This is a genomic window from Kitasatospora sp. NPDC004614 (assembly GCF_042873675.1).
Taxonomy (GTDB): domain Bacteria; phylum Actinomycetota; class Actinomycetes; order Streptomycetales; family Streptomycetaceae; genus Kitasatospora.
The window spans coordinates 447,410-473,357 of sequence record NZ_JBIALR010000001.1 but is presented as its reverse complement, the minus strand read 5'-3'; the positions used below and the strand labels follow the sequence as shown (position 1 = coordinate 473,357).

Sequence of the window (25,948 nt, the reverse complement as noted above, 5' to 3'; positions counted from 1 at the left end):
CCGCGGCTGCCCGTCAGCGGTTTCCGCCCGCCAGCGGTCTCCGCGCGTCAGTGGTATCCGCCCGCCAGCCTTCGCGCCGCAGCCGCCCGCAGGTCCGGGGACTCCACCGGGCTCGCGCTCAACTCGGCCAGGCGCATGCCCAGTTCGGGCCCGTCCGGTGCATTCTCGACGGCGAATAGGCGGGCATCCTCCTCGCAGTCCCACAGCGACTCGGTCAGTTCCGCATCCACCTCGCCGGGCCGGATGGCCGCCAACGCCCTCAGGTACGAGGGGCGTTCGTACGAGTGCGGGGTGTGCGCCCAGAACCGGTGCAGCACAGGCGCGGCCTCGGCGGCGGCCGGACCGAACCGGGCCAGACCGTCGGCAACCCAGTGCGAGCCACACCACTCACCGGCCGCCCACTGCCGCTCCAACTCCGCCAGCAGCAACGGGAGATCACGCGCGTCGCCGTGCCGGGCGAGGACCCCCAGGCCGAGCCCGGCCAGCCAGGGGCGGGGCGACCGGGCCCACGCGCGGGCGTCCTCGACCGCGGCCGTGCCGAGGCGCTCCACCACACGGCCCAGCCGCGGCAGTGCCCGATCTCCCAAGAAGGCGGGCTCCGCGGTGAACAACCCCGGTACCAGCGGCAGGATTTCGGACACGGGTGGGCGATCGGCCAGCGCACAGACGGCCGCCACCCGCTCCGACAGCGAACTCCCGCCGTCGGCCAGCAGCGCGAGCAGCCGGGTGTTACTGGCGGCGAGCGAATGCACGTGCCGTCCGGGCCTCCGCTGCGGCCTCTCCGGCATCAACTCCCGCCAGCGCAACCAGGGTTCGGAGGAGGGGTATTCGGGCTCGTCCCCACCGAGACGGCGCACCGCGTCCTCGGCGAGGTCGTCCCACCACGGCACCGGCCAGCGGTCGGCGAGGGTGTCCAGCACGTCCTGCCAGCACTCGCCCTGCCGCACGTACCGGCGCAGCACCTCCCGCGCCGCGACCGATCCGGTCAGCGCGAGGGCGGCGAGAATCTCGTAGGCACGCTCGCAGGCGCCCTGGTCCGCTCCTTCGACCTGCTGCCGCAGCAGGTCGATCGGCAGCGCCAACTCCCCTACGAGCTGGGCGTGGTAGTCGTGCCGGTCGTCACTGGAGTCGTACCGGGTGTCCCGCCGCAGGCAGTCCAGCAGGGCCGCAGCCCCGGCTTCCCGGTCGTCCTTCGCTCTCAACCACCCCGCGCCCCGCCCGCGTTCGAGCAGGCCGAGCAGGGTGTCGGCCGGCGCATACTTCGCCGGTTCGTCGCTCTCATCCGTCACAGCGTCCGAGGATGCCCACCCAACTCGCCCACCGCGAACGGTTTTCCCACTCGCCTGCCAGGCAGAGACGTTCGGCTCCGCCCTCCGCCCCTCATCCACAACCGGCCCGCACCCCGCTCCCGTTCGAGCAGGCCCCATCACCGCGCACCGGCCGGGGCCGCCGCCCTGCTCTGTCGCGCCGTCCAACTCGCCCACCGCGAAACGGACTTCCGCCCACCTTCCGGCAGGAGCGTTCAGGCCCGGCCCCGGACCAGCGGGAGGAAGACCTCGTCGACGATCTCCACCAGGACCTCGTCGGGGACGGCCGGTACGCCGCGCAGCAGGTATTCGGTGCGCAGCAGGGCCATGGGGGTGGCGGCGACGCGGGGGTGGACGGCGGCGGCCGGGGCTTCACCCCGGGTCGCGGCGTTGGCGAGGACGGTCAGCCAGGCCTCGTCGAGCGGGTCGGGGCGGTCGGGGTCGCGGAGTTGGGCGAGGAGTTCGGGTGTGCCGCCGGCGGCGGCGAGGAGGCCGCGCAGGATCTCGCCGTAGGGGGAGGACCAGGTGCGGTTGGCGCGGCGCAGCAGGTCGAGGGCGTCGTCGCGGAGGCTGCCGGTGTCGGGCGGGCGGGTTTCGGCGGCGGCGAGGCGGCGGTAGGCGGCGATGCCGAGTGCGGTGCGGTGGGGCCAACGCCGGTACAGGGCGTTCTTGTTGGTGCCGGCCCGGCGGGCGACTTCGTCCATGGTGAGTCCGGCCACGCCCTGTTCGAGCAGGAGTTCGCCGGCGGCGGTGAGGATGGCGTCCTCGAGTTCGGCGCCGCGTCGCCTGGTCGCTGTCACCTGCCACCTCCACTCAGTGCCTGCTTCGGGTCTCCGTCCGAATGCTATGTCCTTGCCGAAACAAGGTACCGGCCGTACCCAATTCCCCATAAGGTACGAGCCGTACCCTACCTCGCGAGGAGAGGACGGCTTCGCCGTGCGCGTTTTCGGCATCACCTACGACACCGGCTTCCGCGGCACCACCGGAACCACCACCCGGGAGCCCTTCGACCCCGACACCGTGCGCCGCGAAATGCTGGTGATCCGTGAGGAGTTGCGCTGCGACGCGGTGCGCATCACCGGCGCCGAACCGGACCGGCTGGAGCTTGCCGCCCGGTTCGCCGCCGACGCCGGACTGGAGGTCTGGTTCTCGCCGTTCACCAACGGGCTCACCCAGCCGCAACTGTTCGACCTGCTGGTCGACTGCGCCGGCCGCGCCGAGAAGCTGCGGGCCGCCGGCGCCGAGGTGGTGCTGCTCACCGGCTCCGAGATCTCCCTGTTCACGGACGGCTTCCTGCCCGGCGACGACTTCCTCTCCCGCGCCGCCGTCCTCGCCGACCAGGACCGCTTCCGCGCCCTGCTGCCCGAACTGCACCGCACCCTGAATGCCTTCCTGGCCCGCGTCCTGGCTGCCGTCAGGCCGCTCTTCGGCGGGCGGATCGGCTACGCCTCACTGCCGTTCGAGGGCATCGACTGGGCCCCGTTCGACGTGGTCGCCACCGACGCGGGCTACCGCGACGCCACCAACGCCAAGTTGCTCACCCCCGGCCTGCGCGCCCTCACCGGCCAGGGCCGGCCCGCCGCCGTCACCGAGTTCGGCTGCGGCAGCTTCACCGGCGCCGCCGCGCTCGGCGCCCGCGGCGACCGCGCCGTGCTCTTCGACGCGGACGGCCGCGCCGACCGCTTCGCCGAGCCCCTCGCCCGCGACGAACAGGAGCAGGCCGACTACCTGCTCGACCTGCTCGCCGTCTTCGCGGACTCCGGCCTGGACGCCGCCTTCGTGCAGACCTTCGCCCACTACCACCTGCCCGGCTCCGACGACCCCGACCGGGACTTCGACCGCGCCTCGTTCGGCATCGTCCGCCCGCTCCCGCCCGGCCGCCCGTCCACCACCCACCCCGGCCTGCCCTGGGAGCCGAAGGCCGCCTTCCACGCCCTCGCCGCCTACGGCCGCAACCGCCAACGCGAACGCTCCTGACGGACCCACCAATCCCGAGGCCACCCGTTCTGCCTCGACCCGTCCTGACGCGCCACCGCTTCGCGGTTCACCGCTGCGGCATGGGCACGCCCGCCGCGCGGAGTTTGGCCTCGGTGAGTGCGGTCAGCCGGGCCGCGACCGGCGCCCGGTCCTCGCGGTGGTGGTTGATCAGCCGGTACTGGGCCGAGGCCTTCGCCCAGGCCCGCAGGCTGGCCGGGTCGCCCAGCAGTGCGGGGTTGGCGAGGTAGCGGGCGGCCAGGGCGGTGGCGAGTTCCTCGATCCTCGGATCGTCCGCGTCCCAGGCCTCGGCCTCCCAGCCGAGCTTGGTGAGGCGGACGAACTCGGGGTCGTCCAGGCCGCGTTCGAGCTGGGCGAGGAATCCCTCGAAGCCCTCCGGCACCAACGCCCGGGCCAGCACCAGGGCTTCGCGTTGCGCGGCCACGTAGTCGGGGTCGAGGCCGAGTTCGCGCATCGACTCCAGGACGGAACAGGCGCGGTCGGGCAGCAGGGCGCGATCGCCGTCGGCGAGCCGGTGCAGCGTGTCACGGCGGGTGACCAACTCGTCGATTCGCGCGGCGAGTTGCCTCCCGACGTCGGCGAGCGTGGCGCCGAACTGCGCGGCTTCGGCGGTCAGCATCGGCCCGATCTCGGCCAGCGGCACGCCCGCGGCGGCCAGCGTCCGCACCTGCACCAGTTGCAGCAACTCCCCTGACCCGTACCGTCGGTAGCCGGAGCTGTCCCGTTCCGGCTCCGCGACCAGGCCGAGCTTGTGATAGTGCCGCACCGTCTTGACCGTGATGCCGACGAACGCCGCCGCCTGCCCGATCGTCACTCCGCTCGTCATCGGCCCAGTGTGCCGCAGAACACCCGTTCCACGAGCCGCTGTTGGGCGGCCTGGAAGGCCGGCGCGATCGCGAGGTCGGCGTCGTCCACCCAGGTCAGTCCGGCGGTGAGGGTGGTGCTGCCGTCGGCCGTGCCGTACATCAGCGCCGCCGAGCCCATGGTGGCGCCGTTGTGGTGGAAGACGGTGCCGCTCTCCGTCTGCTGCGCGAACACCCCCAGCCCGTAGCCGACGGTCGCCTCCGGCGCGCGCATCTCGGCCAGCAGCCCGGCCGGCAGGAGCCGGCCGCCCATCAGCGCGGAGAAGTACGTGTGCAGGTCCCGGGTGGTCGAGATCATGTCGCCACCGGCGCCGACCCAGGACGGGTTCTGCCGGGTGACGTCGACGGTCCGCTCCTGCCCGGCGTCCGCGTAGCGGTAGTAGCTGTGGTTGTGCGGCTCGGGGAGCTCCGGCGAACTGCCCGGGGCGATGGTGCCGGTCATGCCCAGTGGGCTCAGGATCAGCCGCCGCAACTCCTCCGCGAAGGTGCGTCCGGTGACCTTCTCGGTGATCAGGCGGGCCAGCACGTAGTTGGTGTTGGAGTAACTCCACCCCTCACCGGGCGTGAACCGCAACGGCTTTGACAGCGACAGCCGCACCAACTCCTCGGGCGGGTACGTCCGGAAGCGGCCGTCCACCCACTCCTTGCCCTGCCAGGGGACGCCGAGCACGATCGTCCCGTCCTCGTAGCGCTCGCCGGTGTGGTTGAAGATCCCGCTGGTGTGCTGCAGCAGCATCCGCACCGTGATCCGCCGGTCGAGTCCGAACCCGGACAGGTGGCGGGCGGCCGGGTCGTCCAGGCCGAGCCGGCCCTCGGCCACCAGCATCAGCGCCAGCGTCGCGACGAAGCTCTTGGTGCTGCTGCCGATCCGGAAGTGCCCGTCGACCAGCGGCGCGGCGCTCCGCCCCAACTCGCGGACGCCGGCGCTTCCGACCCACTCGCCCCGCTCGTCGTTCACCCGGAGCTGGATCCCGAGGAAGCCGGCCTCGACCAGCTCCTCGATCGTCCCCCGAAGCTCCGGACGATCGACAAAACCGTTGCTGGACATACTGGTTGACTCCTTCGCTTCGTGGCACCCAAGTCGGCGCCCCCTGCCGATGCGACGAGCCTCCACCCTGACCCGAGGTCAACCTCAACCGTGACCCGGCTCACAGCCACAACGGGCATGGCAGAAAAGGTGGGGTATCCGTCATTGCTGTCGCCGTAAGCACTTGCGAGGGTGGGGACATGGCCGATCGCAGCGTGCTCTTCGTGCTCTTCGACGGGGTGCAGAGCCTCGATGTCACCGGCCCGCTGGAAGTACTCTCGGCGGCCGGCTACCGGATCCGCACCGCCTCGCCCGGCGGGCTTCCGGTGCGGACGGGCAGCGGGCTGTGTCTGCTGCCCGACGAGGACCTCGCACACGCGGCCGCCCCGCACACCCTGATCGTCCCGGGCGGCCCGGGCACCCGTCGGCCCGCGCCCGAACTCGTCGCCAGGATCGCGGAGTTGGCAGGCGGGGCGGAGCGGATCGCGTCCGTCTGCACGGGCGCGTTCCTGCTCGCCGAGGCGGGGCTGCTGTCCGGGCGCCGGGCCACCACGCACTGGTCGCACAGCGCGGAACTGGCCCGCCGGTTCCCGGACGTCACCGTCGAGCCGGACCCGATCCACGTCCGGGACGGGCGGGTGGCCACCTCCGCCGGGGTGACGGCGGGCATCGATCTGGCGCTCGCTCTGGTCGAGGAGGACGTCGGGCGCGAACTGGCCCTCGGCATCGCCCGGCACCTGGTGATGTTCCTGCGACGGCCGGGCGGCCAGGCGCAGTTCTCCACCCAGCTGGCCGCCCAACTCGCCGTCCGGCAGCCGCTGCGCGACGTGCAGCGCTGGATCACCGAGCACCCGGACGCCGACCTGTCCGTCGAGGCCCTGGCCCGCCGCGCCGCGCTGTCGCCGCGCCAGTTCGCCCGGGTGTTCGCCGCCGAGACCGGCACCACCCCCGGCCGCTACGTGGACGGCGTGCGGCTGGAGGTGGCCCGCCGCCGGCTGGAGGACAGCGACGACGGCATCGAACAGGTCGCCCGTCTCAGCGGCTACCGCAACCCGGAGGCCATGCGCCGCGCCTTCGCCCGCACGCTGGCCGTCAGCCCGCTCGACTACCGCCGCCGCTTTCGCGCCGCACCTTCACGGAACGTCAGCCCACCACAGAGAGGCACCCGATGAAGATCGCCATCCTGCTCTACGACCGCTTCACCGCGCTGGACGCCGTCGGCCCGTACGAGATCCTGGCCCGGATGCCCGGCGCCGAGGTGGTGTTCGCCGCCGACCGGCGCGGCCCGGTCCGCGCCGACCTGGGCAGCCTCGCGCTCACCGCCGACGCCGCCCTGGACGAAGTCACCTCCGCCGACCTGCTGCTCGTCCCCGGCGGGCCGGGCTCGACGGCGCAGCAGGCGAAGCCCGAGGTGCTGGAGTGGCTGCGGGCCGTCGACGCCACCACCACCTGGACCACCTCGGTCTGCACCGGCTCGCTCCTGCTGGCCGCCGCCGGGCTGCTCACCGGCCGCCGCGCCACCACCCACTGGTTCCTGCCGCAGGCGCTGGCCGCGTTCGGTGCCGAGCCGGTCGAGGAGCGGGTGGTGTTCGACGGCAAGTACGCGACCGCCGCGGGCGTCTCGTCCGGCATCGACCTGGGCCTGCACCTGGCCGGCCGGATCCACGACGACGCGACCGCGCAGGGCATCCAGTTGCTGACCGAGTACGACCCGCAGCCGCCGTACACCGCGGGCTCCGTCAGGACCGCCCCGCCGACCGTGCTCGACGCCGTGCGCGCCCAGTTCGCCGCCCCCAACTAAAAGCCCCGGCCCGGGCCCGGTCACCCTTCGGCGGGGCCGCGCCCGGGCTGCGGGACGACGAAGAACTCGCTGACGAATCCGGTGACTTGACCGTCGGCGTCACGGCCCACCCAGGTCGGGTAGTGGCCGTCGCCCCAGCCGGTGGTGAACGCCACCATGGTGTGGCCGCTCGCCGGATCAGTGACGGTGGCCGGGCGGGGGCCGGCGTCGTGAATGGCGTCGACGACCGGGTCGGCGTCCTGCTCGACCAGTTCGCCGATCGGGCCGACGGCGGACGCGTCCAGGAAGCAGCCGCTGCCCGCGTCCACGCCGTACCCGAAGAAGTCGCCCGGGCCGAGCCGGTGTTCGTCCTGGCCCTCGCTCAGCGCCAGCTCCCACCGCACCGCCGGCCGGTCGCCGACCCGCAGCAGGGCGGCGGCGATCCGGGTGTCCGAGGAGCCGGGGCCGTACGCGTTGCGCACCTCGACCACGGCGAGCGTGACGGGGTAGCTGCCCGGCGGCGCGACGGCGAGGAACGGCTCGTTCTCGTCCACCAGTCCGATCACCGGATCGCACGCCACCAGCCGGCCGGTGGGCAGCGCCAGCACCGCTTCGGGCAGCGCGACCACGGTGGCGGTGCGGTCGTGCCCGCAGTCGTACTGGCTGCCCGGAGTGAACAGTCGCGCCACATCGGGGGCCGCAAGGGGCATCAGGGGGCTCGCTCTCGTCGCACTCGTCGCTCAGGGACCGGAAGGCGAACGGGAGTTCCGGAGAGATCATCGGACGAACACCACCCGCGCGCGGCCCCCACGGTAGCGCCCGCCCACCCGGTCCTGAAACGGCCCGGACGGCCGGCTCCCTTGCCCTGCCGGAAGACCTGGCCGCCGCCCGCATGCCCGCCAAGACGTTCGACAACCCGCTGGCCGACCTCTGCCCGTCTCCCCCACAGCGGGCCACCGAACCCGTCCGACCGGTGCACGGGCGCCGCGGCCGGTGGGAGATCATTCTCGGTATGACCCCCGCTCTGGTGTTCGGTACCGTCCTGCTGCTCTCGCTGCTGATCCGTCGGCGCTGGAGCGGCGGCACCGTACCGGCACCGGTGCCGGCTCCGGCGCAACCCCCGGTGGCGCCCACGCCCGACGGGTTCGATCCGAGGCAGTACGGGCTGGTACCGAGCGCGGAGCTGGACCCGGGGCGCGCGGGCCCGCCGCTGGCGCTGCTGCGGCGCAAGGAGCTGGAGGCGCTGGCCGACTCCTGCCTGGCCGGCGGCTGGCGGGCGGCCTCGGCGTACGTGGTGGCGGCCGGGGAGGACTGGGACGAACGGTGGTCCCGGCTGGACTTCCTGACCCGAGTGGCGGCCGAGCGCGACGAGTGGCTCACCGCGTGGCGCGAGTCCGGCACCGAGGCGTGCGCGGCCACCACCGTGTACGCCCGGCTGCTGGTGCAGCGGGCCTGGGAGGCGCGCGGCAGCGCGCTCGCGCACCAGGTGCCGGCCGAACATCTGACCGCCTTCAAGTCGCTGCTGGCCGAGGCGAACACGGCCGCCCGGGAGGCCGCCGCGTTGGACCCGCACGACCCCGGGCCGTGGGCGGTGCTGGTCACCACGGCCCGCGGCGTCCCGCTGAGCAACCGCCGATTCCGCGCCCTGTGGCAGGAGTTGACGGCACGCGCCCCGCACCACGTGGGCGGGCACTGGCAGGCCATGCAGTACTGGTGCGCCAAGTGGCACGGCAGCGACGCGCAGATGCTGCGCTTCGCCGAACAGGCGGTCCGCACCGCCCCGGCCGGTTCGGTGCTGCCCGGGCTGTACCTCCAGGCGCTGACCGAACTGGAGCAGCGGCACGGCCTGTACGGTCTCCCGGACGCGGGCCGGCTGGGCGAGCTGCTGCCCGCCGTGGCGTCGGCGCTGGACGCCGTTCCGACGCCGCACGATCAACTCCCGCTGCTGCGACACCTGTTGGCGCACTTCGCGCTGGTCGCCCGGCAACCCGCGCTCGCCCTGGAGCAGTTCCGCCTGCTCGGCCCCTGGTGCGGCGCCCACCCCTGGACCTCCACCTCGCACCCCGTCCGCGCCTTCGACCACGCCCGCGCCGTCGCCGCGACCCACGCCCCCGCGGCCTGAACACTCGACCGACGGGCACCCTTGCCGCGCGCCCGCGCCGTCGCCGCGACCCACGCCCCCGCAGCCTGAACACTCGACCGACGGGCACCGTTACCGCCCCCGGGTTCGATCGTTATGCCCGAACGTGAGTGCCGACCCCTTGGCCCCGACGGGCGTTCGTGACGAAACGATTCAGCACGCCCCGATCTATGCCGGGCTGGTGACCCTCTGGCACCAGTCCGGCCGCACCGTGCCCGGCCGCACCGACCAGGAGTGGTCCCGCCTGACCACGCTGCCCCGCTTCGCGACCCCCAAGAGCATCACCCCGCCCGAGTCCGACCACCCGAGGGAGACCCGGTGACCCACCAGAACACGCCGAGCACCTGGCTCCGCCGCGCCGACGACCCGGACTGCGTCCAACTCCTGGACGTCACCGTGCGCCCGTGCCCCGGACTGCGGGTCTCCGTCCCGGCCCGCCTGCGCTACTACCGGACCGACCCGTACGCGGTGCACCTGGACTGCCACGCCGACCTCGACGAGCCCATCACCTGGCTGTTCGGCCGAGAACTCCTCACCGAGGGCCTGAACGGCCGGGCCGGCCTCGGCGACGTCACGGTCCGCCGCTCCCCCACCGACCCCGGCCGCCTCGCCATCGCCCTCACCACTCCCGGCCACACCGCCGTCCTGCACACCCCCGCCGCCCCGATCCGCGACTTCCTCCGCCGCTCCCACCGCGTCGTCCCGCCGGGAACCGAACACCACCACCTGGACATCACCGCCCTCCTCCGCCACCTCCTCCCCGACAACCCGACCCGCCCGGAGTGAGCCCGGCTTGAGCCCGACTTGGGCCCGGCCTGGGCCCGGCGCGCGGGGCGCCGACACCGAACCGCGTTCCCGCCGCACCGATTTCCGGTTCCGCGCGTTGAACAGGGGGCGTTTCCGCATGCCGGTTCTCGCCGCCGACGCCGACGCCGACCGTTGATCCGGGGGCCGGCCTCTCGGCGGTCCGCCCCTGGGAGTTGTCGATGCCGCACGTCCGTGGACCCAATCTCGCGCTGCGCGCCCGCATGGCGGAAGCGGGCTGGAACGGGCCGGCCCTCGCGGCGGCCCTGCAGAAGGTGGCCCGGGAGAGCGGGTTCGGTGTCGGCTACGACCGGACGACGGTGGCGCACTGGCTGTCGGGCACCCAACCCCGGCATCCGGGGCCGCAGTTGCTGGAGGAGGCGTTCACCCGGCGGCTCGGCCGGCCGGTGTCCCGGGCGGAGCTGGGGCTCCGGCCGGTCGGAGCGGAAGCCGGTGAGGACGGCGATCCGGAACCGGTGGACGCGCTGGCGGGGCTGCGGCGGCTGCACGCCAGGCCGCAGTTCGGGGAGTCCGCGGACGAAACGTTTCAGCCTCCGCTGTTCCGAATCCGCCTGCTGCCCTCGCCCCGCACCTCTCCCCCCGCCGCGCCCACCGCGCCCGTCCCGCCCGTCCCGCCCGTCCCGCCCGTCCCTTCCGCGCCGCTGACCCGATTCGTGCCCGTGCTGCGCCGCTCGGGCCCGGAGCGGGTGGGGGCGCGGCAGGTCGAGGCGGTGCGGGAGATGACGGCGTTCGGGTCGCGGCACTACGACGGGTACGGCGGCGCGATCGCCCGCAGCCCGCTGCTCGGGTACCTGCGCGACCACGTGCTGCCCTGGCTGACCAGTTCCGCGGGCGACCTGCGGCACCGTGAACTCATGGTCGCCGCCTCCCAGTTGGTGCGCCTGATCGGACGGACGTACACCGACGACAACCGGCACGGGGAGGCGCAGCGGCACTACCGGTTCGCGTACCGGCTGGCGGCGGAGGCGCAGGACGGCCAGGCGCAGGCGATGGCGCTGCGTGACCAGAGCACCCAGGCGGGGGCGCTGGGCCACCAGGCGTACGCGTCCCGGCTGGCGGAGGCGGCCGTCGAGCACCTGCCGTCGGAGGCGGCGCCGGGGGTGCGGGCGTTCGTGCTGGCGCAGCAGGCGGTGGCGGCGGCCAGGCTGCGGCAGTCCGACGAGGCGCTGCGGGTGCTGGACGCGGCCCAGCAGTGGGCGTCCCGGTCGGTGGCGGAGGGCGGCCCGCACCGGTACCCGGAGCCGGCCCTGCTGTACCAGGCGGCGCAGGTCCACCGGTCGTTGCGGGCCACCGAGTTGTCGCTGTCGTACCTGCGGGCCTCGCTGCGGGCCCGGCCGGCGGGCGAGCACCGCACCATCGGGGTGTCGCTGCTCCAGCTGGCCCACCTGGAGCTGGACGCCGGGAACATCCACCAGGCCCGGCGGGCGTACACGAGCTTCCGCGAGCGGCACGACGCGCTGCGCTCACCGGCCACCGCACTGCAACTCTCCCGCCTGGAGGGCCGGTTCGCCCGCCTGGGTGGTTAGCGCGGGCCGCGGGAACCGCCGCGCGCCGGTGGGGTGATCAATGGGGGCATGAACGATCCCTCGTACTACCCGCTGCTCCGCCCGCCGCCTTCTCCCGCCGAGGCACCCCCGCCCGACGAACGCACCGACGCTCCGCCGGCCGAGGACTCCGCGCCGGTGGCTGCGTCCCGCTGAGACCGGACCGGCTCCGGACCGGCCCCGAACCTGCTCCGGACCGGCCCCGGACCTGCCCCGCACCTGCTCCGGGCCGGCCCCGGGCCGGCCCCGGGTCGGGCGGCTTGCCCGGGGCCGGGGCCGGCCCGCTTCGTCGCGACTTCGTCGTGATCCGGGGCAGAAAGGGTTCTCCCCGGGGCGTTCTCAGGAGGCCCGTCCGCCCATCGCGGGAACCCGGAGGCGGGCGGTGGCCGGGACGGGCACCCGACCGACCGGGGCGACGGTGGAGAGCGGTCCGATGGGGCGGACCCGGTAGCGGTTCAGGTGCCGGCGTTCCGCGTCGCGCAGCGGCCGGCTGCGGCCGGTTCCGGCGTCGGTCGGCACGGTGACCGTCCGGGCCTCGAAGGCCAGCTCGCCGTCGCGGCGCGCCTCGCAGGTGGTGGCGATGGACGCCGTGCCGAGACGTTCCACCCAGATCTGCACGGGCAGCGGGGTCGGGCAGTGGTAGAGCGGCGAGCGGTAGTCGATCTCATGGCGGGCGATCATGAAGCCGTCCTCGAACAGTTCCTGGCCCTCGCTCTCGTCGTACAGCAGGCAGTAGACGGCCTCCTGTACGTACTGCAGCACCTTCAGGTTGTTGATGTGTCCGAAGGCGTCCATGTCGCCCCAGCGGGTCCGGCACAGGTAGGTGTACAACGGTCAGCCGTCCATCCGGTGGTCGGTCCCGAAGCCGAGAGTGCGGCGCAGGTAGCCGTAGGCGTAAGGGGAGCGGTGCAGCGCGGCGTCGTCGCCCTGTTCGTAGACCTCGCTCGCGGTGTCCAGGACGGCGAGGCCGAGAATCTTCTCCGTCCGCCGGCAGAGGTGTTCGAGTTCGGTGAGTCGCTGGGATGCGGGCAGGCCCGCGAGGGCCGCGCACACCTTCTCCACCTGATCGACCCCGCCACGGTACTCAGTCATCGGTTCCTCATTTCCTGTCGGACTTGATGTGTGTAGGGCCTCATCCGCCGAGGGGAAGGACAGGCGGATCCGTTGACGCCAAGGTCCTTCCGGTGATCAAACTCGGTCCCCCCGCAGCCGGACATGGTGGGGCTCCCTGTGTTTGGTTGAAGATCGCTGCGTTCCCGGACTCTTTCAACACAGCCCTCCACCAGACCCTGTTTCAGCGGTGGCCAACCTCCCGAACCGTACGTACACCAACCCAGAGGGCGTGATCGACACCCGGGAATGATCCAAAACACGCGACAATAGGGTGATCACATGATCAGGTGAAACGTCCTGCCATCAGGCGCGCGGGGCCGGCTTCCAGTCGCGGGCGAGCAGGCCGAGCACGGCCTGGTCCAGGAACTCGCCCATCACCCAGGCCGAGGCGCGCAGCGTGCCCTCCCGGACGAAGCCGTTGCGCTCGGCGGCCCGGATCATCGCGTGGTTGTCCGCCAGGGTGTCGACCTGGAGCCGCTGCAGCCCGCGCACCGTGAAGCCGTACTGGCACAGCGCGGCGACCACGTCCGTCCCGTAGCCCTTGCCGCGGGCGGCCGGCAGCAGTCCGAGCCCCAGGTGCGCGTTCCGGTGGTGGGTGTCGATGCCCCACAGGTCCGCCACCCCGATCAGCGTGCCGGTCTCCAGCTCGACCGCGGAGAAGTGCACCACGCTCGGGTCGTCCGGCATCTCCGGGGGCTTGCCGTCCACCGGGACGGGCCGCCACGGCCGCCCCTCGGAGCGCGCCGAGAGCAGCACGTCGTTGTAGAGCTCGCGCCGCAGGATCGGCCGGTCTTCGTCATGCTGGGCCCGCAGCCCGATCTTCTCGCCTCGAAGCATCCATGCTTCCTATCCGACCAACCGCCTTTCCGACAACCGCTTTTGCTACCGGCCCGAGCCCACTGCGGGCGCGGCCGGCCTAGGGTGTCACCCCACCAGGGTGAGGGCGAGGACGGCCTCCGGGAGGGCGGCGATGACCAGGCCGTCGGGGGTGACGGCGAGGGAGTGGATGGGGGCGCCGAGGCGGATGTCGGCGCCGCGGTGGCGTTCGCCCCAGCGGCGCAGGCGGAGCAGGCCGTCGGACCAGGCGGCGGCGAGCAGGAGGCCGGCGGGGGTGGCGCCGAGGGCGGTGGCGGTGACGGGGTGGGGGCGCTGGTCGACGGGGGCGGGGAGGGGTGGGCGGCCGGGCATCCAAGTCCAGACGCGGCCGTCCTCGCCGCCGCTGACCACCAGGGTGCCGCCGTCCGCGTCGGTGACGCCGAGCGCGGTGACGGGCCCGTCGTGCAGCGGGGTCTCGGGGCGGTGGGTGAGGCCGGTGGAGAGGGTGGTGTGGCTGGTGCAGCCGTCGGGGTGGCCGAGGACGAGGGCATCGTGGTGGCCGGCGACGGCGGTGCACGGGCCGAGCGTTTCGAGGGTGCCGGGCGGTGCGCCGACCGCGCCGTCCACCACGAGAGAGCTCAGCGTGCCGGAGGCGTCGAGCAGTAGCGCGCCGCCGAACGCGGTGGCGGTGAGGGCGCGCGGGTGGCGTTCGGTCAACGGCTCGCCGGACGAGGTGAGTTCGCCGGTCGCGGGGTCGGTGAGGTGCAGTGCGGCGCCGTCGAACACCAGCAGGGAGCCGGTCCGCGGGCCGATGCCGAGCGCGGTCATGCAGGGGCCGGGCGCGGGGCGGTTCCAGACGGTGTGCCAGCGGGCGGCGGCGAGTTCGGCGCAGTGCGCGGCGGAGGCGTCGTCGCGGCCGGTGAGCCAGGCGTGCAGGACGGCGGCCCGGTCGGCGGGGCGGGCGAGTGCGGCCCGGTCGGGCGCGGCGAGCCGCCAGGCCTCGGCGAGCGGGGTGGCGGGGGTGCCGGCGTCCTCGGCGCGCTGGAACGCGGCAGTGACGGTGGCGGGTTCGGCGTATAGCAGCAGGTCGAGTTCGTCGAGCATCGGCGTGGCCGGGTCGGCGGCGGAGGCGTGCCGCAGCAGCAGTGCGAGGCGTTCGGGGTCGCTGGCGGCGAGGTCGGGTCCGCCGTCGTCGCGGACGGGGATGCCGCCGGCGACCTCCCACATCATGGCGCCGTGGTCGACGGGCGGACGGTCGGCGGCGACCCGGTGGGCGACCTCGTCGGGGCGCAGCCGCCAGCGGTCGGCCATCGGCGGCGGGGGCAGCAGGTCGGCGGCGGATTTGACGACCTGTTCGCCGCCCGCGCCGGGGAGGGTGGCCCACAGTTCGGTGCTGAGCGGCCCGTCGGCGGTGGACAGGGCGGTCAGGGCGCCGCGTTCGGCGTCGGGGAGAGCCGTCCACCAGGTGTCGGCGAGGGCGGTTGCGCGTTCGGCGGGCGTCCGGACGGGGTCGAGGACGGCGCCGGGGGTGCGGGCGGCGAGCTGGGCGAGTCCGGGGCTGGGATGGGTGGTGGCGGGCTCGATCTGGTGGCCGGTCAGGCGGGCGCACCAGTCGGCGTACTTCGCGGGGTCGGTCCACTGGGGCTGGTCGAGGTCGAGGACGGCGGCGCCGGGGGCGGCGGCGGTCAACTCGTCGGCGGCGGGCCCGTGGGCGGCCTCGACGACCAGCAGCAGCCAGGGGACGGACAGCAGCGGGACGAGCAGTTCGGCGGCGATCCGCTCGGGGGTGCCGGGCAGGTCCGGCCCGCCGGCCCGGTCGAGGTCGGTGACGACGACGGTGCGCGGGGTGCCGTCCTGGAGTGCTTCGAGCAGGTCGGCGGGGGTGCCGGCGGTGAGGCCGAGCAGGTCGGCGAGCCGGGTGGTGGCCGAACGGACCGTCAGCCCCTCGACGTCCAGCAGCGCGTGGACGCGGCGCCCGGGCCGCGGGTGGTCGGCCGGGCAGGCGGCGGCGAGCCAGGTCAGCAGGTGGGTGCGGCCGCTGCCGGACGAGCCGGCCACCCGGCACAGGCGCGGGCCCCGGGTGTCCTCCAGCCAGGACAGCAGGGCGCGCCCGGCGGGCCGGCGTCCGGCGCCGAGCGGGGGCAGGCCGGGCGGCGGCGCGTCGGCGGGGACGGGGTCGGTCAGCGGTCGGCGGTGGCGCGGGTGCGGCCGGTACGCGGCGTCCGGGCCGGGCGGCCAACTGCCCTGCACCGCATGGACGGGGACCCGCCCGGCGGGGTCCGCGCCCTCGTCGAGGGCGTACCGCCAGATGCTGACGCCCTGCTCCTGCGTGCCGTCGTCCACCGCTGTGCCGTTCACTGTTCCGCGCTGTCCTTCGTGTCCGTCCCCGTGCGCCGGCCCCCTCCACGGGGTGGCGTGCACGGCGCGGCTGCTGCGCCCGGCGTGGCCCGTCCCCCGTACATCTCCGGCGCCGGTCAGCCTACTGGAGGTGCGGGTACGTCCGTTCGAACCGCCGGGCCCTCCCTGTGAACTGGCTCACACCGTCCACCGCCATGTCACTTTCGCGGCCCGGCAGCGCTCTCATCCCCAACACGATCAACACGATCAACGCGATCGGCAGAGAGGACACCCAGGATGACCGGGCACCGGACGGGGCAGGCGGAGCGCGCGGAAGGAACAGCCTCCGAGGAAGCCACGCGGGAGTACGCCGAGCATCGCGAGCTGCTGTTCGCCCTCGTCTACAACCTGCTCGGCAGCGTCGCCGACACCGAGGACGTGCTGCAGGACACCTGGCTGGCCTGGGCGGCGCGGCGCGCGGACGGGGCGGCGGGGCCGGTGGAGCACCCGAAGGCGTACCTGGTGCGGGTGGCGGTGAACCGGGCGCTGGCGCAGCAGGCGGCGGTGAGCCGGCGGCGCGAGACGTACGTGGGGCCGTGGCTGCCGGAGCCGCTGGTGGGTCCGTTGGCGGAGCCGGGGGCGCCGGTCGGGGACGGGCAGGCGGCGGTGGAGCACGCCGAGGCGGTGTCGTTGGCGCTGCTGGTGGTGCTGGAGACGCTTTCGCCGCTGGAGCGCAGCGCGTTCGTGCTGCACGAGGTGTTCGGGTACAGCGGCGCGGAGATCGCCGGGATCCTGGGGCGCAGCCCGGCGGCGGTGCGGCAGTTGACGAAGCGGGCGCGGGAGCACGTGCAGGCCAGGCGGCCCCGGTACGAGCCGGAGCCGGCGGTGCGGCGGCAGGTGACGGAACGTTTCCTTGCGGCGGCGCTCGGCGGGGATCTGGCGGCGCTGCTGGAGTTGCTGTCGCCGGACGTGACGCTGTGGGGCGACGGCGGCGGGAAGGCTCCCGGGGGGCTGCGTCCGCTCACCGGCCGGGCCAAGGTGGCGCGGCTGCTGGCGGCCCTGGCACCGAAGTTCGGCGGTCGTGCGCTGGTGATGGACTGGCGGAGCGTCAATGGCGCGCCCGCGGTGGTGGTTTCGGCGTTCGGCCGGGCGTTCGCGGTGCTGGTGCTGGACCTGGTGCCGGACGGCGACCGGATCTCCGGCATCTACGCGGTGTCCAACCCCGACAAGCTGGGGGGTCTGGCGTGAAGGGGCTTGCCGGATGGCTGACGGTGCCCGCCGGTCGGCGCGGCAAGTGGGTGGTGCTGGCGGCCTGGGCGGTGCTGCTGATACCGGCCCTGCTGCTGGCGGGGCGGCTCGGTGAAGTGGAGCAGAACGACAACGCGGCGTGGCTGCCGGGTGGGGCGGAGTCCACCGCCGTGGTGCAGCGGGCCGCCGCGCTCGGGGCGGCGGACACCGTCCCGGCGATCGTCCTGTACGACCGCCAGACCGGCATCACATCCGCTGATCTGATCAACGCCCAGGCCGATGCGAAGGCCTTCGCCGCCGTCGAGTCGGTGGTCGGCGCCGTGCAGGGGCCGGTGGCCTCGCCGGACGGGCAGGCGCTGCAGACCGTCGTCCAGCTGCACAAGGGGCAGGACGGCTGGGAGGGCCTCGGGCGCACCGTGGACGCGCTGACCGCGATCGGCACCGCGCACGCCGACGGCCCGGGATTCCACGTCACCGGGCCCGCCGGGTACGCGTCCGACTCCATCAAGGCGTTCGGCGCGGGCGGCAGCCTGACCACGATCACGGCGGTCGTGGTGGTGCTGATCCTGCTGCTCACCTACCGCAGTCCGTGGCTGCCGCTGCTGTCGCTGCTCACCGTCGGCGGGGCGCTGGCGGTCGCGGAGGCGCTGGTGTTCGTGCTCGCCCGGTACGCCGGGCTGGTCGTCAACAAGCAGACCGGGTTCATCCTGGTGGTGCTGGTGTTCGGCGCGGCCACCGACTACGCGCTGCTGCTGATCGCCCGCTACCGCGAGGAACTCGCGCACCACCAGGACCCGCACGAGGCGATGGCCCGCGCCCTGCGCCGCTGCGCACCCGCCGTCACCGCCTCGGCGGCGACCGTCGCGGCCGGGCTCCTGCTGCTCGTCCTGGCCGAGCTCAACTCCACCCGCGGCATGGGGCCGGCCTGCGCGATCGGCGTCCTGGTCGGCTGGCTCGCCATGCTGACGCTGATGCCCGCACTGCTGGTGGCCTGCGGGCGGCGGGCGTTCTGGCCGCGCCGCCCCGAGTACGGCGCCGCCGCGCCCGACGGCGGCCGGGCCTGGACCCGCCTGGGCGACGCCATCGCCCGCCGCCCCCGCACCGTCTGGATCGGCACCGCACTCGCCCTCGGTGCCCTCGCCCTCGGCTGCTTCGCGCTGCGCGCGGACGGCCTCGCCGACACCGAACAGTTCACCGGCCGCCCGCAGACCGCCGCCGGCAAGCAGGTCCAGGCGGCGCACTTCCCGGCGGGCGCGGGCGACCCGCTGTACGTGGTGGCCCGCTCCGACGCCGCCTCCACCGTCCGCGATGCGTTGGCCGGTGTGCCGGGCGTCCAGACCGTCCAGCAACCCCTCCTGACCGGCCATCAGGTGCTGTTGACCGCCGAACTCTCCGCCGACCCGTCCAGCCGGGACGCGATGCGCACCGTCTCCCTCGCCCGCACCGCGGTGCACGCCGTACCGGGCGCGGACGCACTCGTCGGCGGCACCACCGCGATCGCCCTCGACACCCGGGACGCGGCCTCCCGCGACGACGCCCTGATCATCCCGGTCGTCCTGCTGACGGTGCTGCTGATCCTCGCCGTCCTGCTCCGCTCGGCCCTCGCCCCGCTGCTGCTGATCGGCACCGTGGTGCTCTCGTTCGGCGCGGCGCTCGGCGTCTCCGCCCTGGTCTTCCGCCACCTGTTCCACTTCGCCGGGACGGACGCCTCGTTCCCGCTCCTCGCCTTCGTCTTCCTGGTCGCCCTCGGCGTCGACTACAACATCTTCCTGGTCACCCGCGTCCGCGAGGACGCCCGCACCCTCGGCACCCGCCGCGCGGCCCGCACCGCCCTCACCGCCACCGGCGGCGTCATCACCTCCGCCGGCCTCGTCCTCGCCGGCACCTTCGCCGCCATGGCCTCCCTCCCCCTGGTCTTCGCCGCCGAACTCGGCTTCACCGTCGCCTTCGGCGTCCTCCTCGACACCCTCCTCGTCCGCTCCGTCCTCGTCACCGCCCTCACCCTCGACACCGGCCCCCGCCTCTGGTGGCCCACCCGCCATCCCTGACCCACCCAGCACCGGCCGGCGTCACGATGCACCGCCATCCGCGCCGGCCGGTCTCCGGGGGCTCAGGTACGCCGGTCGAAGCGGAACCCGAACAGCCGGCCTTCGTCGTAGCGGTCCGTCAGCCTGGGCTCGATCACGTACGGGCCCGCATCGAACCCGCACGACTCGGCCTTGGCGAGTTCGTCCTCGTTGATCGTCACCAGGTACTGCATGCGCTCGCGGTCCATCACCTCCGCGGCCAGCTCCAGCGCCCGGGTCAGCTGCCGCTCGTCGACGCCGTCGAACAGGTGACTGTCGTGCACCAGGAAGTCGGGGGCCCGGCCGTCGCGGTGCGCCAGGACTGCGAGTGTCAGGTCGAAGCAGAAGATCGCCATCCGGTTGATGCCCTGGCTGACGTCGCTGTCGATCTTCGGGGTGATCTTCAGACTCGTCCTTCCCGCATCCACCGAGAGGTACGACGGGCGGCCGGTTCCGTAGAGACGCTGGACGAAGCTGTTGAACAGCAGGGTGGCCCGGTCGATCTGATGCCGCCGTTCCGCGATGTCCAGCTCGACCGCCCGATCCAGATCGATGCGTGCTGCCTCGATCTCCCGGCTGCTCGTCTCGATCGCCTGCGCGGCCTCGTAGCGGTGCTTCAGCGCACCCAGCGCCGCTTCTTCCTGGGCCAGCGCCTTCTGCAGGGTGGTGAGCGCCTCCAGGGCCCCGCCTTCGTTCAGTTCCCGCAGCAGCGCGGCCTGTTGGGAGTCCAGGAGGTTCCGCTCCGCCACCCGCCCTTCCAGGCGCGTGCGGGTCGCGGCGATCTCCTCGGCCAGGTACTTGCGGCGGTTGTGCACGACCGCCCGATGGAAGTCCCGGACTTCTTCGAAACGCCGCTTGACCTGGGAACCGAGGGTGACTCCGAGGTCGGCGTAGACCTGGTCCAGGTAGCGGACCTCGGGGTCGTCGGCCGATGGAACAGCTTCTCGAACTCACTCCCCGAACTCTCCTCCAGCATCGCGCGCCACCTGGCCTGCGCGTACTGCCGCTGATGCGGAAGAAGCACGGTTCTCCTCCTCGTCCCGCACGATCCCTGCGGTCACGGCAACGCCGTGATACCCCGGACAGCGTCCGTTCGCCTGGGGAACGATGCCGGACACCTCCCGGTCACCCTCCAACCCGCTGAAAAGTTCACCACTTCGGGGGATCTGACGAACCGTCCAAAACGGCCCCGCTCGGCCGCACCCAGGGTGTGGTGCGTCGAACGGGGCCGTTGACGTCAGTGGGCCAACTGCCGTCAGACCAGGTGGTCGAAGGCGCCGGCCTTCGCGCCCTGGACCATGGCCCGGATCTCGTCGCGGGTGTAGACGAGAGGCGTCTGCTGCGGCCGCTTGGAGTCACGGACCGCGATGAACGTGCCGACCACGCCGAACTCCACACAGTTGTCGTTGCCCCCGCTGAACGGGGACTTCTCCCAGACGACATCCGAGAAGTCCAGCTCGGCGGGGACGGGCTTGGTGGTGCTCAACTCTTACAGCTCCTTGAGAATCTTGTTGATCTGGCTGCGGGTCTCGGGTGGGCCGAGGGCACGGGCCCGCAGATGGTCGAAGACCTCGGTGTAGCGCTCCACATCCTCGGATCCCTCGAAGTACACCGAGTTGGTCAGATTCTCCACCCACACGACGTCCGGATTCGAATCCGGGAAGCCCATGAGCATGAACGATCCGTAGAGTCCTGGGTGAAAACCGGCCGAGAACGGCAGCAGCTGAAGCGTGATGCCAGGTCGCGGCGAGACCTCCAGAAGATGTTCCAACTGCCCTTTCAGAACAGTACGGTTGCTACCGATCCTTCGTATTGCTGCTTCGTCGATCACCGCCCAGAGCTTCGGGGCGTCCTCGCGTCCCAGCAGCTTGTCCTGCCGCTCCATCCGCACCGTCACCAATGCGTCAATCTGTTTGGCCGTCAGATCCACTCGCATCTCGGTGATGACCCGCCGCGCGTAGTCGGCGGTCTGCAGCAGGCCCGGCATCAGCTGCGGTTCGTAGGAGCGGAGGCTGGTGGCACTGGACTCGAGCGCCAGGTAACCGCCGTACTGCGTGGTGTTGATGACGGCCGAGTACTTCTTCCACCACTGCTGCCGCTGGGCCTGATCCGCGCGGACCAGGTCGAGGATGTCCTCCCGCTCGACCGGGTCAATGACCTGGTAACAGTCCAGCAATGCCTTGACCAACAACGGAGTTGTGCCACGGTCGCCGTTCTCGATCCGGCTCAGCGAGCTCTGGTTGACCTCCACCACCTCGGCCACCTGAGTGAGCGTCAGCTCTCTGGCATCTCGCAACTCCTTGAGCCTGGAGGCGAGCTGACGTCGATACACGGACTTGGGGGCGGGGTTCCTCTTCGCCATGGGCGCCAGTCTCCACTGCTCCGCAAGCACACAGCAACCGATCGAGGGAAAACCGGCTGGGCATATTGCCCACCGGGCAACCTGGCAGGCATGCTGACTCCCGGTAGCACGACGCGACCGCCCGGTCACGCCGCGTGGCACACGCCGCTGCCTTCCTTGCGCCGACCGAGGGGCGCCTCAACTCGCCCTCACGGTCGGCGGTTTGCTCAGCCGCACGGGAGCCCGCCATGCGCGAACACCGCGCCCCAGCACCGCCCGAACCCGACTCCGCCACCCGCGGCTTCTACCTCTCGCCGCGCCCCGACGGATTCGTCCTGCACATGAACGCCAGCGCCGAACACCTGGTCGAGATGCGGGCCCGGGTCTTCAAGACGGTCACCTCGGCCGGCGCCGCCGAGGAAGTCGCCGAGGCCGCCCGCCTGGTGGCCAGCGAACTCGTCGGCAACGCGGTACGGCTGTGCGGCCCGCACGCGCCCGTGATCGTCCGACTGGCCGACGCCGGCCACGAGTTCGTCGTCCAGGTCCACGACCCCGAACCCGCCGTCCTGCCGGCCCGTTCCGCCGAGCCACCCGACAACTCGCGCACGGGCACCGGCCGCGGCCTGTGGATCCTCGACGCGCTCGCCCCCGGCTGGACGGTCACCCCCACCCCGCTCGGCAAGCAGATCACCTGCACCCTGCCCCGCGACCGCACCACCGCGGCGTGAGGCCCCCGGGAATTCCGATGCGCGGCAGGCGACTTGCTCCGCACAATGACCGCCATGACATGGGACGGACTGATCCAACTCGGCGACGGGGACGTATGGGCGGCGGACAGCGGGGGTGACGGGCCGCCCGTGGTACTGCTGCACCCCGGGGTCGGCGACTCGCGGATCTGGGACGGGCTGCTGCCCGAACTCACCGCGCGCCACCGGGTGATCCGCTACGACGTGCGCGGCTACGGGCGCTCGCCGCAGCCCACCACCGCGTACTCGCCCCTGGCAGACCTGCACGCCGTCCTGGACCACTTCGGGCTCGACCGGGTCCGGCTCCGCCTGGTCGGCTGCAGCATGGGTGGCGGGACGGCACTCGGGTTCGCCCTCCAACAGCCCGAGCGGGTCGAGTCGTTGGTGCTGCTCTGCCCCGGCGTGCCCGGCTACCCGTGGCCGGACGAACCCGAACTCGACGCCGAATACGACCGGCTGGTGGCCGCGGACGACCTGGACGGCCTGACCGCCTACGGCCTGCGCGAGTGGGCGGCGTCCGGCGCCGACGAGGCCGCAAGCTCCCAGCTCCGCTCCGCGGCCCGGGCCTGGCCCGGCGAGGACATCCACCAACAGCCCGACCCCCCGGTCTTCGACCGCCTCACCGAACTGACCGCAATACCCGCCACCGTCCTCATCGGCGACCTCGACCGCCCCGCCGCCATCGACTGCGCCGAACAGACCGCCACCCGCCTCACCTGCGCCCTCATCCGCCTCCCCGACGTCGACCACCTCCCACCCCTCCGGGCCCCCGACACGGTCCTCCGCCTGATCAACTGACCGAACCGCCTGCACGACAACCCCACGGCCCAACGCCCGCCCCGCCTCCGGCGGCCTCCCGGCCGCCTCCGCAGGCCGCCGAAGCGCGTCGCAGCGGTGGGCGGCCAACTAGCGACGTAGTCCCTCGCCCCTACCGCCGGCCGCAGGCCGCGTCTCACCACGCCCGCCGCACCGACAGCGGGCCGCGAGGACCGGCGACCAGACGCGGGCGGCGAAGGGGCGGTCAAGCCTGCTCCCCCCAACCCACCACTCCGCCAGCCGCAGGCCAACACCCGTCCCCACCCCCACCGGCCGCAGGCCACTGCCCCACCCCCACCTCCCCGACCGCAAGCCGCGACTCACCACGCCCGCCGCACCGACAGCAGGCCGCGAGGACCGGCGAACAAACGCCAGCGGCGAAGGGCGCGGTCAAGCCCTCTCCCCCAACCCACCACTCCGCCAGCCGCAGGCCGCAAACCCCCACCCCGCCGCCGGCCGCAGGCCGCGTCTCACCACGCCCGCCCCACCGACAGCGGGCCGAGAGGACCAGCGACCAAATGCCAGCGGCGAAGGGCGCGGTCAAGCCTTCCCCCCAACCCACCACTCCGCCGGCCGCGGGCCGCAAACCCTCACCCCCACCTCCCCGACCGCAGGCCGCGTCTCACCACGCCCGCCCCACCGACAGCGGGCCGCGAAAACCGGCGACCAAACGCCGGCGGCGAAGGGGCGGTCAAGCCCTCTCCCCCAACCCACCACTCCGCCAGCCGCAGGCCACCACCCGTCCCCACCCCCACCGGCCCGCAGGCCGCAAACCCCCACCCCCACCTCGCCGGCCGCAGGCCTCGTCTCACCACGCCCGCCGCACCGACAGTGGGTTCCGCAGGTGGGTGACCAGCTCGCGGCGGAGGGCGCGGTCGCGCGCCGTCTCGGTGGGGAGGTCGAGTTGGACGATGTCGACGCCGGCGGCGCGGAGGAGGTGGATGCGGGTGGCGACGGTCGCGGGGGAGCCGGTGTAGGCGTTGGTGAGGTTGCGGCGGATGTAGGAGGCGACCTGGTCCGCACCGGCACCTTCGCGGCCGCGTTCGCGGTCGCGGTCGAGCGCGACGGCGTCGAGGTGCCGGGCGGCGTCGGGACCGGCGGTGAGCCGCATCGCGTCGCGGCGGAGTCGGCGGAGGTGCTGCTGTGCGGCGGTGTCGGTCTCGGCGAGGACGACGGTGACGTGCCGCCAGATGCGCAGGGTGCGACCGTGGCGGGCGGCGGCGGCGCGGGCTTCGGCGATCCGCAGTCGGGTGTCGGGCAGCGGGAGCGGGGGGACGGCGTACACCTGCGCGTATTTCGCGGCGAGTTCGACGCCCTGCGGCGAGGAGCCGCCGAAGGAGATCAACTCGCTGCCGGGGGCGGGCCGCAGGCCGGGCCTGGCGGCGCGCAGGGTGTAGTACTCGCCGTGGTGGTCGAGGTCGGTCTCGGTGGCGAGGTAGCGGGTGAAGACCGACAGGTACTCCTCGGCGCGCCGGTACCGTTCGGCCTTGGGAAGGGTGTCGCCGTCCCGGGCGACGTCCGCGTCGCTGGAGCCGATGATCACGTGGGCGCTGATCCGTCCGCCGGAGAGCCGATCGAGCGTGGCGAGTGAACGGGCGGCCACGGTCGGCGAGTTGGTGCCGATGCGGTGCGCGGCTGCGATCCGCAGGCGGCTGGTGGCGGCGAGTGCCCAGCCGGCCACCAGCCAGGGGTCGGGCCAGGAGGAGGACTGGACGACGAGCGCGCTGTCCAGCCCGTCCTCCTCCAACTCCCGTGCGGTGCGGCTGATGTGGGCGGGGTCGGCGGTGCGTTCGCGCGGATCGGGTGCCCAGCGCAGGGCCTGCCGTTCGGCGGGGGTGTCGCCGAGGACGGGGGCGGCGCGGACGCCTCCGCGCAGTTCGAGTTCCATGGGGTTCCTCCACGAGGGGTGGCGGGCGGGCCGCCCGACTGCGGCCCGCCCCGGGACAGTTGGCGGTCACCTTGCGGCGGGCCCGAGCCGGGCGAGGGTGTCGAGCAGCCGGGTGCGGCTGGCGAACACCTCGGGCGGCAGCGAGACGTACAGCTGGATGGCGGTGACGCCGGGCTGCTGGTAGCGCAGGATCTGTTCGCGGCACTCCTCGGGCGAGCCGCTGATGAACAGCGCGTCGACGACCTCGTCGGGCAGGGCGCGCTGCGCGCCCTCGTGGTCGCCGTCGGCCCAGCGCTTGTGCGTTTCGGCGAGCAACTCCCCGTTGCCGAGCCACTGGTGGAACTTGCGGTAGGGCTCGCGGTTGAGGATCCAGGCGAGGAACGGCCGGCTGGCGCGGTGCGCGTACGCGGTGTCCTCGGTGGGGCAGACGAACACCTTGACGACGAGTTCCTTGCCGGGTGGCTGCGGCCCGACTGTGTCGAGCACCTTCGGCAGGTCGTGGGCGCCAAGCAGGTTGGTGATCGCACCGTCGCCTTCGGCGAAGCCGAGCCGCAGCATGCCGGGCCGCAGCGCGCCGAGGATGACCTTGACCGGTTCGGCGGGCGGGTGGGGCAGGCGGTAGCCGGTGATGGAGAAGGTGTCGAACTCTCCGGCGACGTGTTCTCCGCGCAGCGCGGCGGTCAGGAATCGCAGCACGTCGCGGGTGCGCTTGAAGGGCTCGTCGAACGGAATGCCGTTGATGTCGGTGACGTGCGCGGGAACGGACGCCCCGATGCCCAACAGGACTCGCCCTGGCGCGAGTTGGGCGAGCGTGGCGGCGGTCTGGGCGAGCACGGCCGGCCCGCGGGTGTGGACGGGGACGATGCCGGTGGCGATCCGCAGGTGCGGCGACCAGGCGGCGGTGGCGGCGAGCGGGGTGAACGCGTCGGTGCCGCCGCCCTCCGCGCTCCACACGTCGCCGTAGCCGAGTTCCGGCAGCCGCTCGACCAGGAAGCGGTGGCGGTCGATGGTGAGCCCGGGCAGCGGCAGGGTGATGCCCCAGGCGGGCGCCACCCGGTGGTGCGGGAGGGCGTTCGTCACGAACTTGCCTTTCTCA

Annotated in this window: 27 protein-coding genes; 13 read left to right on the top strand and 14 right to left on the bottom strand. The window is 73.4% G+C overall.

The window, feature by feature from the left end:
• Nucleotides 1-47: 47 nt before the first annotated feature.
• Both ACFYST_RS02015 and ACFYST_RS02010 read right to left on the bottom strand, forming a co-directional pair.
• Entirely contained in the window at nucleotides 48-1,289 is a 1,242-nt protein-coding gene (locus ACFYST_RS02015; protein ID WP_387859245.1) for a hypothetical protein, read from the bottom strand.
• A gap of 233 nt (nucleotides 1,290-1,522) precedes the next feature.
• On the bottom strand, nucleotides 1,523-2,107 hold the full coding sequence (locus tag ACFYST_RS02010) for a TetR/AcrR family transcriptional regulator (protein WP_387859243.1): 585 nt from the start codon (nucleotides 2,105-2,107) through the stop codon (nucleotides 1,523-1,525).
• 136 nt (nucleotides 2,108-2,243) lie between these two features.
• Between ACFYST_RS02010 and ACFYST_RS02005 the strand changes: the two genes are divergently transcribed.
• Nucleotides 2,244-3,284, top strand: a complete 1,041-nt coding sequence (locus ACFYST_RS02005; protein ID WP_387859241.1) for a hypothetical protein — start codon at nucleotides 2,244-2,246, stop codon at nucleotides 3,282-3,284.
• Between the two features lie 67 nt (nucleotides 3,285-3,351).
• Here ACFYST_RS02005 and ACFYST_RS02000 read toward each other — a convergent pair whose 3' ends face one another.
• Together ACFYST_RS02000 and ACFYST_RS01995 are read right to left on the bottom strand one after the other, a co-directional pair.
• Entirely contained in the window at nucleotides 3,352-4,128 is a 777-nt protein-coding gene (locus ACFYST_RS02000; protein WP_387859240.1) for a MerR family transcriptional regulator, read from the bottom strand.
• Complete coding sequence (locus tag ACFYST_RS01995) at nucleotides 4,125-5,213, bottom strand: serine hydrolase domain-containing protein (protein WP_387859238.1); 1,089 nt, start codon at nucleotides 5,211-5,213, stop codon at nucleotides 4,125-4,127. The genes ACFYST_RS02000 and ACFYST_RS01995 overlap by 4 nt, the downstream gene beginning before the upstream one ends.
• A gap of 179 nt (nucleotides 5,214-5,392) precedes the next feature.
• Between ACFYST_RS01995 and ACFYST_RS01990 the strand changes: the two genes are divergently transcribed.
• Entirely contained in the window at nucleotides 5,393-6,364 is a 972-nt protein-coding gene (locus tag ACFYST_RS01990; protein ID WP_387859237.1) for a GlxA family transcriptional regulator, read from the top strand.
• Complete coding sequence (locus tag ACFYST_RS01985; RefSeq protein WP_387859236.1) at nucleotides 6,361-6,993, top strand: DJ-1/PfpI family protein; 633 nt, start codon at nucleotides 6,361-6,363, stop codon at nucleotides 6,991-6,993. The genes ACFYST_RS01990 and ACFYST_RS01985 overlap by 4 nt, the downstream gene beginning before the upstream one ends.
• A 20-nt stretch (nucleotides 6,994-7,013) precedes the next feature.
• On the opposite strand, the gene ACFYST_RS01980 is transcribed toward ACFYST_RS01985, so the two are convergent.
• The gene (locus ACFYST_RS01980; RefSeq protein ID WP_387859234.1) at nucleotides 7,014-7,682 is read right to left on the bottom strand and encodes a DUF4241 domain-containing protein; all 669 of its coding nucleotides are present in this window, start codon (nucleotides 7,680-7,682) and stop codon (nucleotides 7,014-7,016) included.
• 302 nt (nucleotides 7,683-7,984) lie between these two features.
• Here ACFYST_RS01980 and ACFYST_RS01975 point away from each other — a divergent pair, with 302 nt between their 5' ends.
• The 5 genes from ACFYST_RS01975 (at nucleotide 7,985) to ACFYST_RS01955 (ending at nucleotide 11,637) form a co-directional block, all read left to right on the top strand.
• Nucleotides 7,985-9,094: a hypothetical protein gene (locus ACFYST_RS01975; protein ID WP_387859233.1), complete on the top strand. Its 1,110-nt coding sequence runs from the start codon at nucleotides 7,985-7,987 to the stop codon at nucleotides 9,092-9,094.
• 199 nt (nucleotides 9,095-9,293) lie between these two features.
• Nucleotides 9,294-9,434: a hypothetical protein gene (locus tag ACFYST_RS01970; protein WP_387859232.1), complete on the top strand. Its 141-nt coding sequence runs from the start codon at nucleotides 9,294-9,296 to the stop codon at nucleotides 9,432-9,434.
• Nucleotides 9,431-9,898, top strand: coding sequence for an SsgA family sporulation/cell division regulator (locus ACFYST_RS01965; protein ID WP_387859230.1), 468 nt, complete (start codon nucleotides 9,431-9,433; stop codon nucleotides 9,896-9,898). Before ACFYST_RS01970 ends, ACFYST_RS01965 begins: the two co-directional genes overlap by 4 nt.
• Before the next feature lie 200 nt (nucleotides 9,899-10,098).
• A complete protein-coding gene (locus ACFYST_RS01960; RefSeq protein ID WP_387859229.1) occupies nucleotides 10,099-11,463 on the top strand; it encodes a hypothetical protein in 1,365 nt (454 codons plus the stop codon).
• 48 nt (nucleotides 11,464-11,511) lie between these two features.
• Nucleotides 11,512-11,637 (top strand): hypothetical protein, encoded by a 126-nt coding sequence (locus ACFYST_RS01955; protein WP_387635721.1) that lies wholly within the window; start codon nucleotides 11,512-11,514, stop codon nucleotides 11,635-11,637.
• Nucleotides 11,638-11,820: 183 nt separating this feature from the next.
• Here ACFYST_RS01955 and ACFYST_RS01950 read toward each other — a convergent pair whose 3' ends face one another.
• From ACFYST_RS01950 to ACFYST_RS01935, 4 genes are all read right to left on the bottom strand, one after another.
• Complete coding sequence (locus ACFYST_RS01950; protein ID WP_387859227.1) at nucleotides 11,821-12,312, bottom strand: acyl-CoA thioesterase; 492 nt, start codon at nucleotides 12,310-12,312, stop codon at nucleotides 11,821-11,823.
• Nucleotides 12,313-12,315: 3 nt separating this feature from the next.
• Nucleotides 12,316-12,573, bottom strand: a complete 258-nt coding sequence (locus tag ACFYST_RS01945; protein WP_387635726.1) for a hypothetical protein — start codon at nucleotides 12,571-12,573, stop codon at nucleotides 12,316-12,318.
• A gap of 324 nt (nucleotides 12,574-12,897) precedes the next feature.
• On the bottom strand, nucleotides 12,898-13,431 hold the full coding sequence (locus tag ACFYST_RS01940; RefSeq protein ID WP_387859225.1) for a GNAT family N-acetyltransferase: 534 nt from the start codon (nucleotides 13,429-13,431) through the stop codon (nucleotides 12,898-12,900).
• Between the two features lie 87 nt (nucleotides 13,432-13,518).
• Nucleotides 13,519-15,768, bottom strand: coding sequence for a hypothetical protein (locus ACFYST_RS01935; protein WP_387859224.1), 2,250 nt, complete (start codon nucleotides 15,766-15,768; stop codon nucleotides 13,519-13,521).
• 276 nt (nucleotides 15,769-16,044) lie between these two features.
• Between ACFYST_RS01935 and sigJ the strand changes: the two genes are divergently transcribed.
• Nucleotides 16,045-16,995, top strand: coding sequence for an RNA polymerase sigma factor SigJ (gene sigJ / locus ACFYST_RS01930; protein ID WP_387859223.1), 951 nt, complete (start codon nucleotides 16,045-16,047; stop codon nucleotides 16,993-16,995).
• Nucleotides 16,992-19,043 carry an MMPL family transporter gene (locus tag ACFYST_RS01925; RefSeq protein WP_387859222.1) on the top strand — a complete coding sequence of 684 codons (2,052 nt, stop codon included), beginning with the start codon at nucleotides 16,992-16,994 and terminating at the stop codon, nucleotides 19,041-19,043. Before sigJ ends, ACFYST_RS01925 begins: the two co-directional genes overlap by 4 nt.
• A 62-nt stretch (nucleotides 19,044-19,105) precedes the next feature.
• Here the strand turns inward: ACFYST_RS01925 and ACFYST_RS01920 are convergent, their stop codons facing one another.
• Nucleotides 19,106-19,966 carry an ABC-three component system protein gene (locus tag ACFYST_RS01920; protein WP_387860058.1) on the bottom strand — a complete coding sequence of 287 codons (861 nt, stop codon included), beginning with the start codon at nucleotides 19,964-19,966 and terminating at the stop codon, nucleotides 19,106-19,108.
• Here ACFYST_RS01920 and ACFYST_RS01915 point away from each other — a divergent pair.
• Complete coding sequence (locus tag ACFYST_RS01915; protein WP_387859220.1) at nucleotides 19,886-20,071, top strand: hypothetical protein; 186 nt, start codon at nucleotides 19,886-19,888, stop codon at nucleotides 20,069-20,071. The two genes, ACFYST_RS01920 and ACFYST_RS01915, sit on opposite strands and share 81 nt — an antisense overlap.
• 245 nt (nucleotides 20,072-20,316) lie before the next feature.
• Here the strand turns inward: ACFYST_RS01915 and ACFYST_RS01910 are convergent, their stop codons facing one another.
• Entirely contained in the window at nucleotides 20,317-20,547 is a 231-nt protein-coding gene (locus ACFYST_RS01910) for a DUF397 domain-containing protein (protein ID WP_387635753.1), read from the bottom strand.
• A 3-nt stretch (nucleotides 20,548-20,550) separates the two neighbouring features.
• Entirely contained in the window at nucleotides 20,551-21,423 is an 873-nt protein-coding gene (locus ACFYST_RS01905; RefSeq protein ID WP_387859218.1) for a helix-turn-helix transcriptional regulator, read from the bottom strand.
• A 227-nt stretch (nucleotides 21,424-21,650) separates the two neighbouring features.
• On the opposite strand from ACFYST_RS01905, the gene ACFYST_RS01900 reads away from it, so the two are divergent.
• Together ACFYST_RS01900 and ACFYST_RS01895 are read left to right on the top strand one after the other, a co-directional pair.
• Nucleotides 21,651-22,130, top strand: a complete 480-nt coding sequence (locus ACFYST_RS01900; protein WP_387859217.1) for an ATP-binding protein — start codon at nucleotides 21,651-21,653, stop codon at nucleotides 22,128-22,130.
• A 54-nt stretch (nucleotides 22,131-22,184) separates the two neighbouring features.
• Nucleotides 22,185-22,946, top strand: a complete 762-nt coding sequence (locus tag ACFYST_RS01895; RefSeq protein ID WP_387859216.1) for an alpha/beta fold hydrolase — start codon at nucleotides 22,185-22,187, stop codon at nucleotides 22,944-22,946.
• 826 nt (nucleotides 22,947-23,772) lie between these two features.
• Here ACFYST_RS01895 and ACFYST_RS01890 read toward each other — a convergent pair.
• Both ACFYST_RS01890 and ACFYST_RS01885 read right to left on the bottom strand, forming a co-directional pair.
• Nucleotides 23,773-24,852 carry an LLM class flavin-dependent oxidoreductase gene (locus ACFYST_RS01890; protein ID WP_387859214.1) on the bottom strand — a complete coding sequence of 360 codons (1,080 nt, stop codon included), beginning with the start codon at nucleotides 24,850-24,852 and terminating at the stop codon, nucleotides 23,773-23,775.
• A 66-nt stretch (nucleotides 24,853-24,918) separates the two neighbouring features.
• On the bottom strand, nucleotides 24,919-25,932 hold the full coding sequence (locus tag ACFYST_RS01885) for an LLM class F420-dependent oxidoreductase (protein ID WP_387859213.1): 1,014 nt from the start codon (nucleotides 25,930-25,932) through the stop codon (nucleotides 24,919-24,921).
• Between the last annotated feature and the right edge of the window lie 16 nt (nucleotides 25,933-25,948).

Coding starts and splice junctions, on each gene's coding strand:
- ACFYST_RS02000 (WP_387859240.1), bottom strand. CDS start 4,128: ATGACGAGCGGAGTGACGATCGGGCAGGCGGCGGCGTTCGTCGGCATC.
- ACFYST_RS01995 (WP_387859238.1), bottom strand. CDS start 5,213: ATGTCCAGCAACGGTTTTGTCGATCGTCCGGAGCTTCGGGGGACGATC.
- ACFYST_RS01990 (WP_387859237.1), top strand. CDS start 5,393: ATGGCCGATCGCAGCGTGCTCTTCGTGCTCTTCGACGGGGTGCAGAGC.
- ACFYST_RS01985 (WP_387859236.1), top strand. CDS start 6,361: ATGAAGATCGCCATCCTGCTCTACGACCGCTTCACCGCGCTGGACGCC.
- ACFYST_RS01980 (WP_387859234.1), bottom strand. CDS start 7,682: ATGCCCCTTGCGGCCCCCGATGTGGCGCGACTGTTCACTCCGGGCAGC.
- ACFYST_RS01975 (WP_387859233.1), top strand. CDS start 7,985: ATGACCCCCGCTCTGGTGTTCGGTACCGTCCTGCTGCTCTCGCTGCTG.
- ACFYST_RS01960 (WP_387859229.1), top strand. CDS start 10,099: ATGCCGCACGTCCGTGGACCCAATCTCGCGCTGCGCGCCCGCATGGCG.
- ACFYST_RS01955 (WP_387635721.1), top strand. CDS start 11,512: ATGAACGATCCCTCGTACTACCCGCTGCTCCGCCCGCCGCCTTCTCCC.
- ACFYST_RS01945 (WP_387635726.1), bottom strand. CDS start 12,573: ATGACTGAGTACCGTGGCGGGGTCGATCAGGTGGAGAAGGTGTGCGCG.
- ACFYST_RS01940 (WP_387859225.1), bottom strand. CDS start 13,431: ATGCTTCGAGGCGAGAAGATCGGGCTGCGGGCCCAGCATGACGAAGAC.
- sigJ (WP_387859223.1), top strand. CDS start 16,045: ATGACCGGGCACCGGACGGGGCAGGCGGAGCGCGCGGAAGGAACAGCC.
- ACFYST_RS01915 (WP_387859220.1), top strand. CDS start 19,886: ATGGAAGTCCCGGACTTCTTCGAAACGCCGCTTGACCTGGGAACCGAG.
- ACFYST_RS01905 (WP_387859218.1), bottom strand. CDS start 21,423: ATGGCGAAGAGGAACCCCGCCCCCAAGTCCGTGTATCGACGTCAGCTC.
- ACFYST_RS01900 (WP_387859217.1), top strand. CDS start 21,651: ATGCGCGAACACCGCGCCCCAGCACCGCCCGAACCCGACTCCGCCACC.
- ACFYST_RS01895 (WP_387859216.1), top strand. CDS start 22,185: ATGACATGGGACGGACTGATCCAACTCGGCGACGGGGACGTATGGGCG.
- ACFYST_RS01890 (WP_387859214.1), bottom strand. CDS start 24,852: ATGGAACTCGAACTGCGCGGAGGCGTCCGCGCCGCCCCCGTCCTCGGC.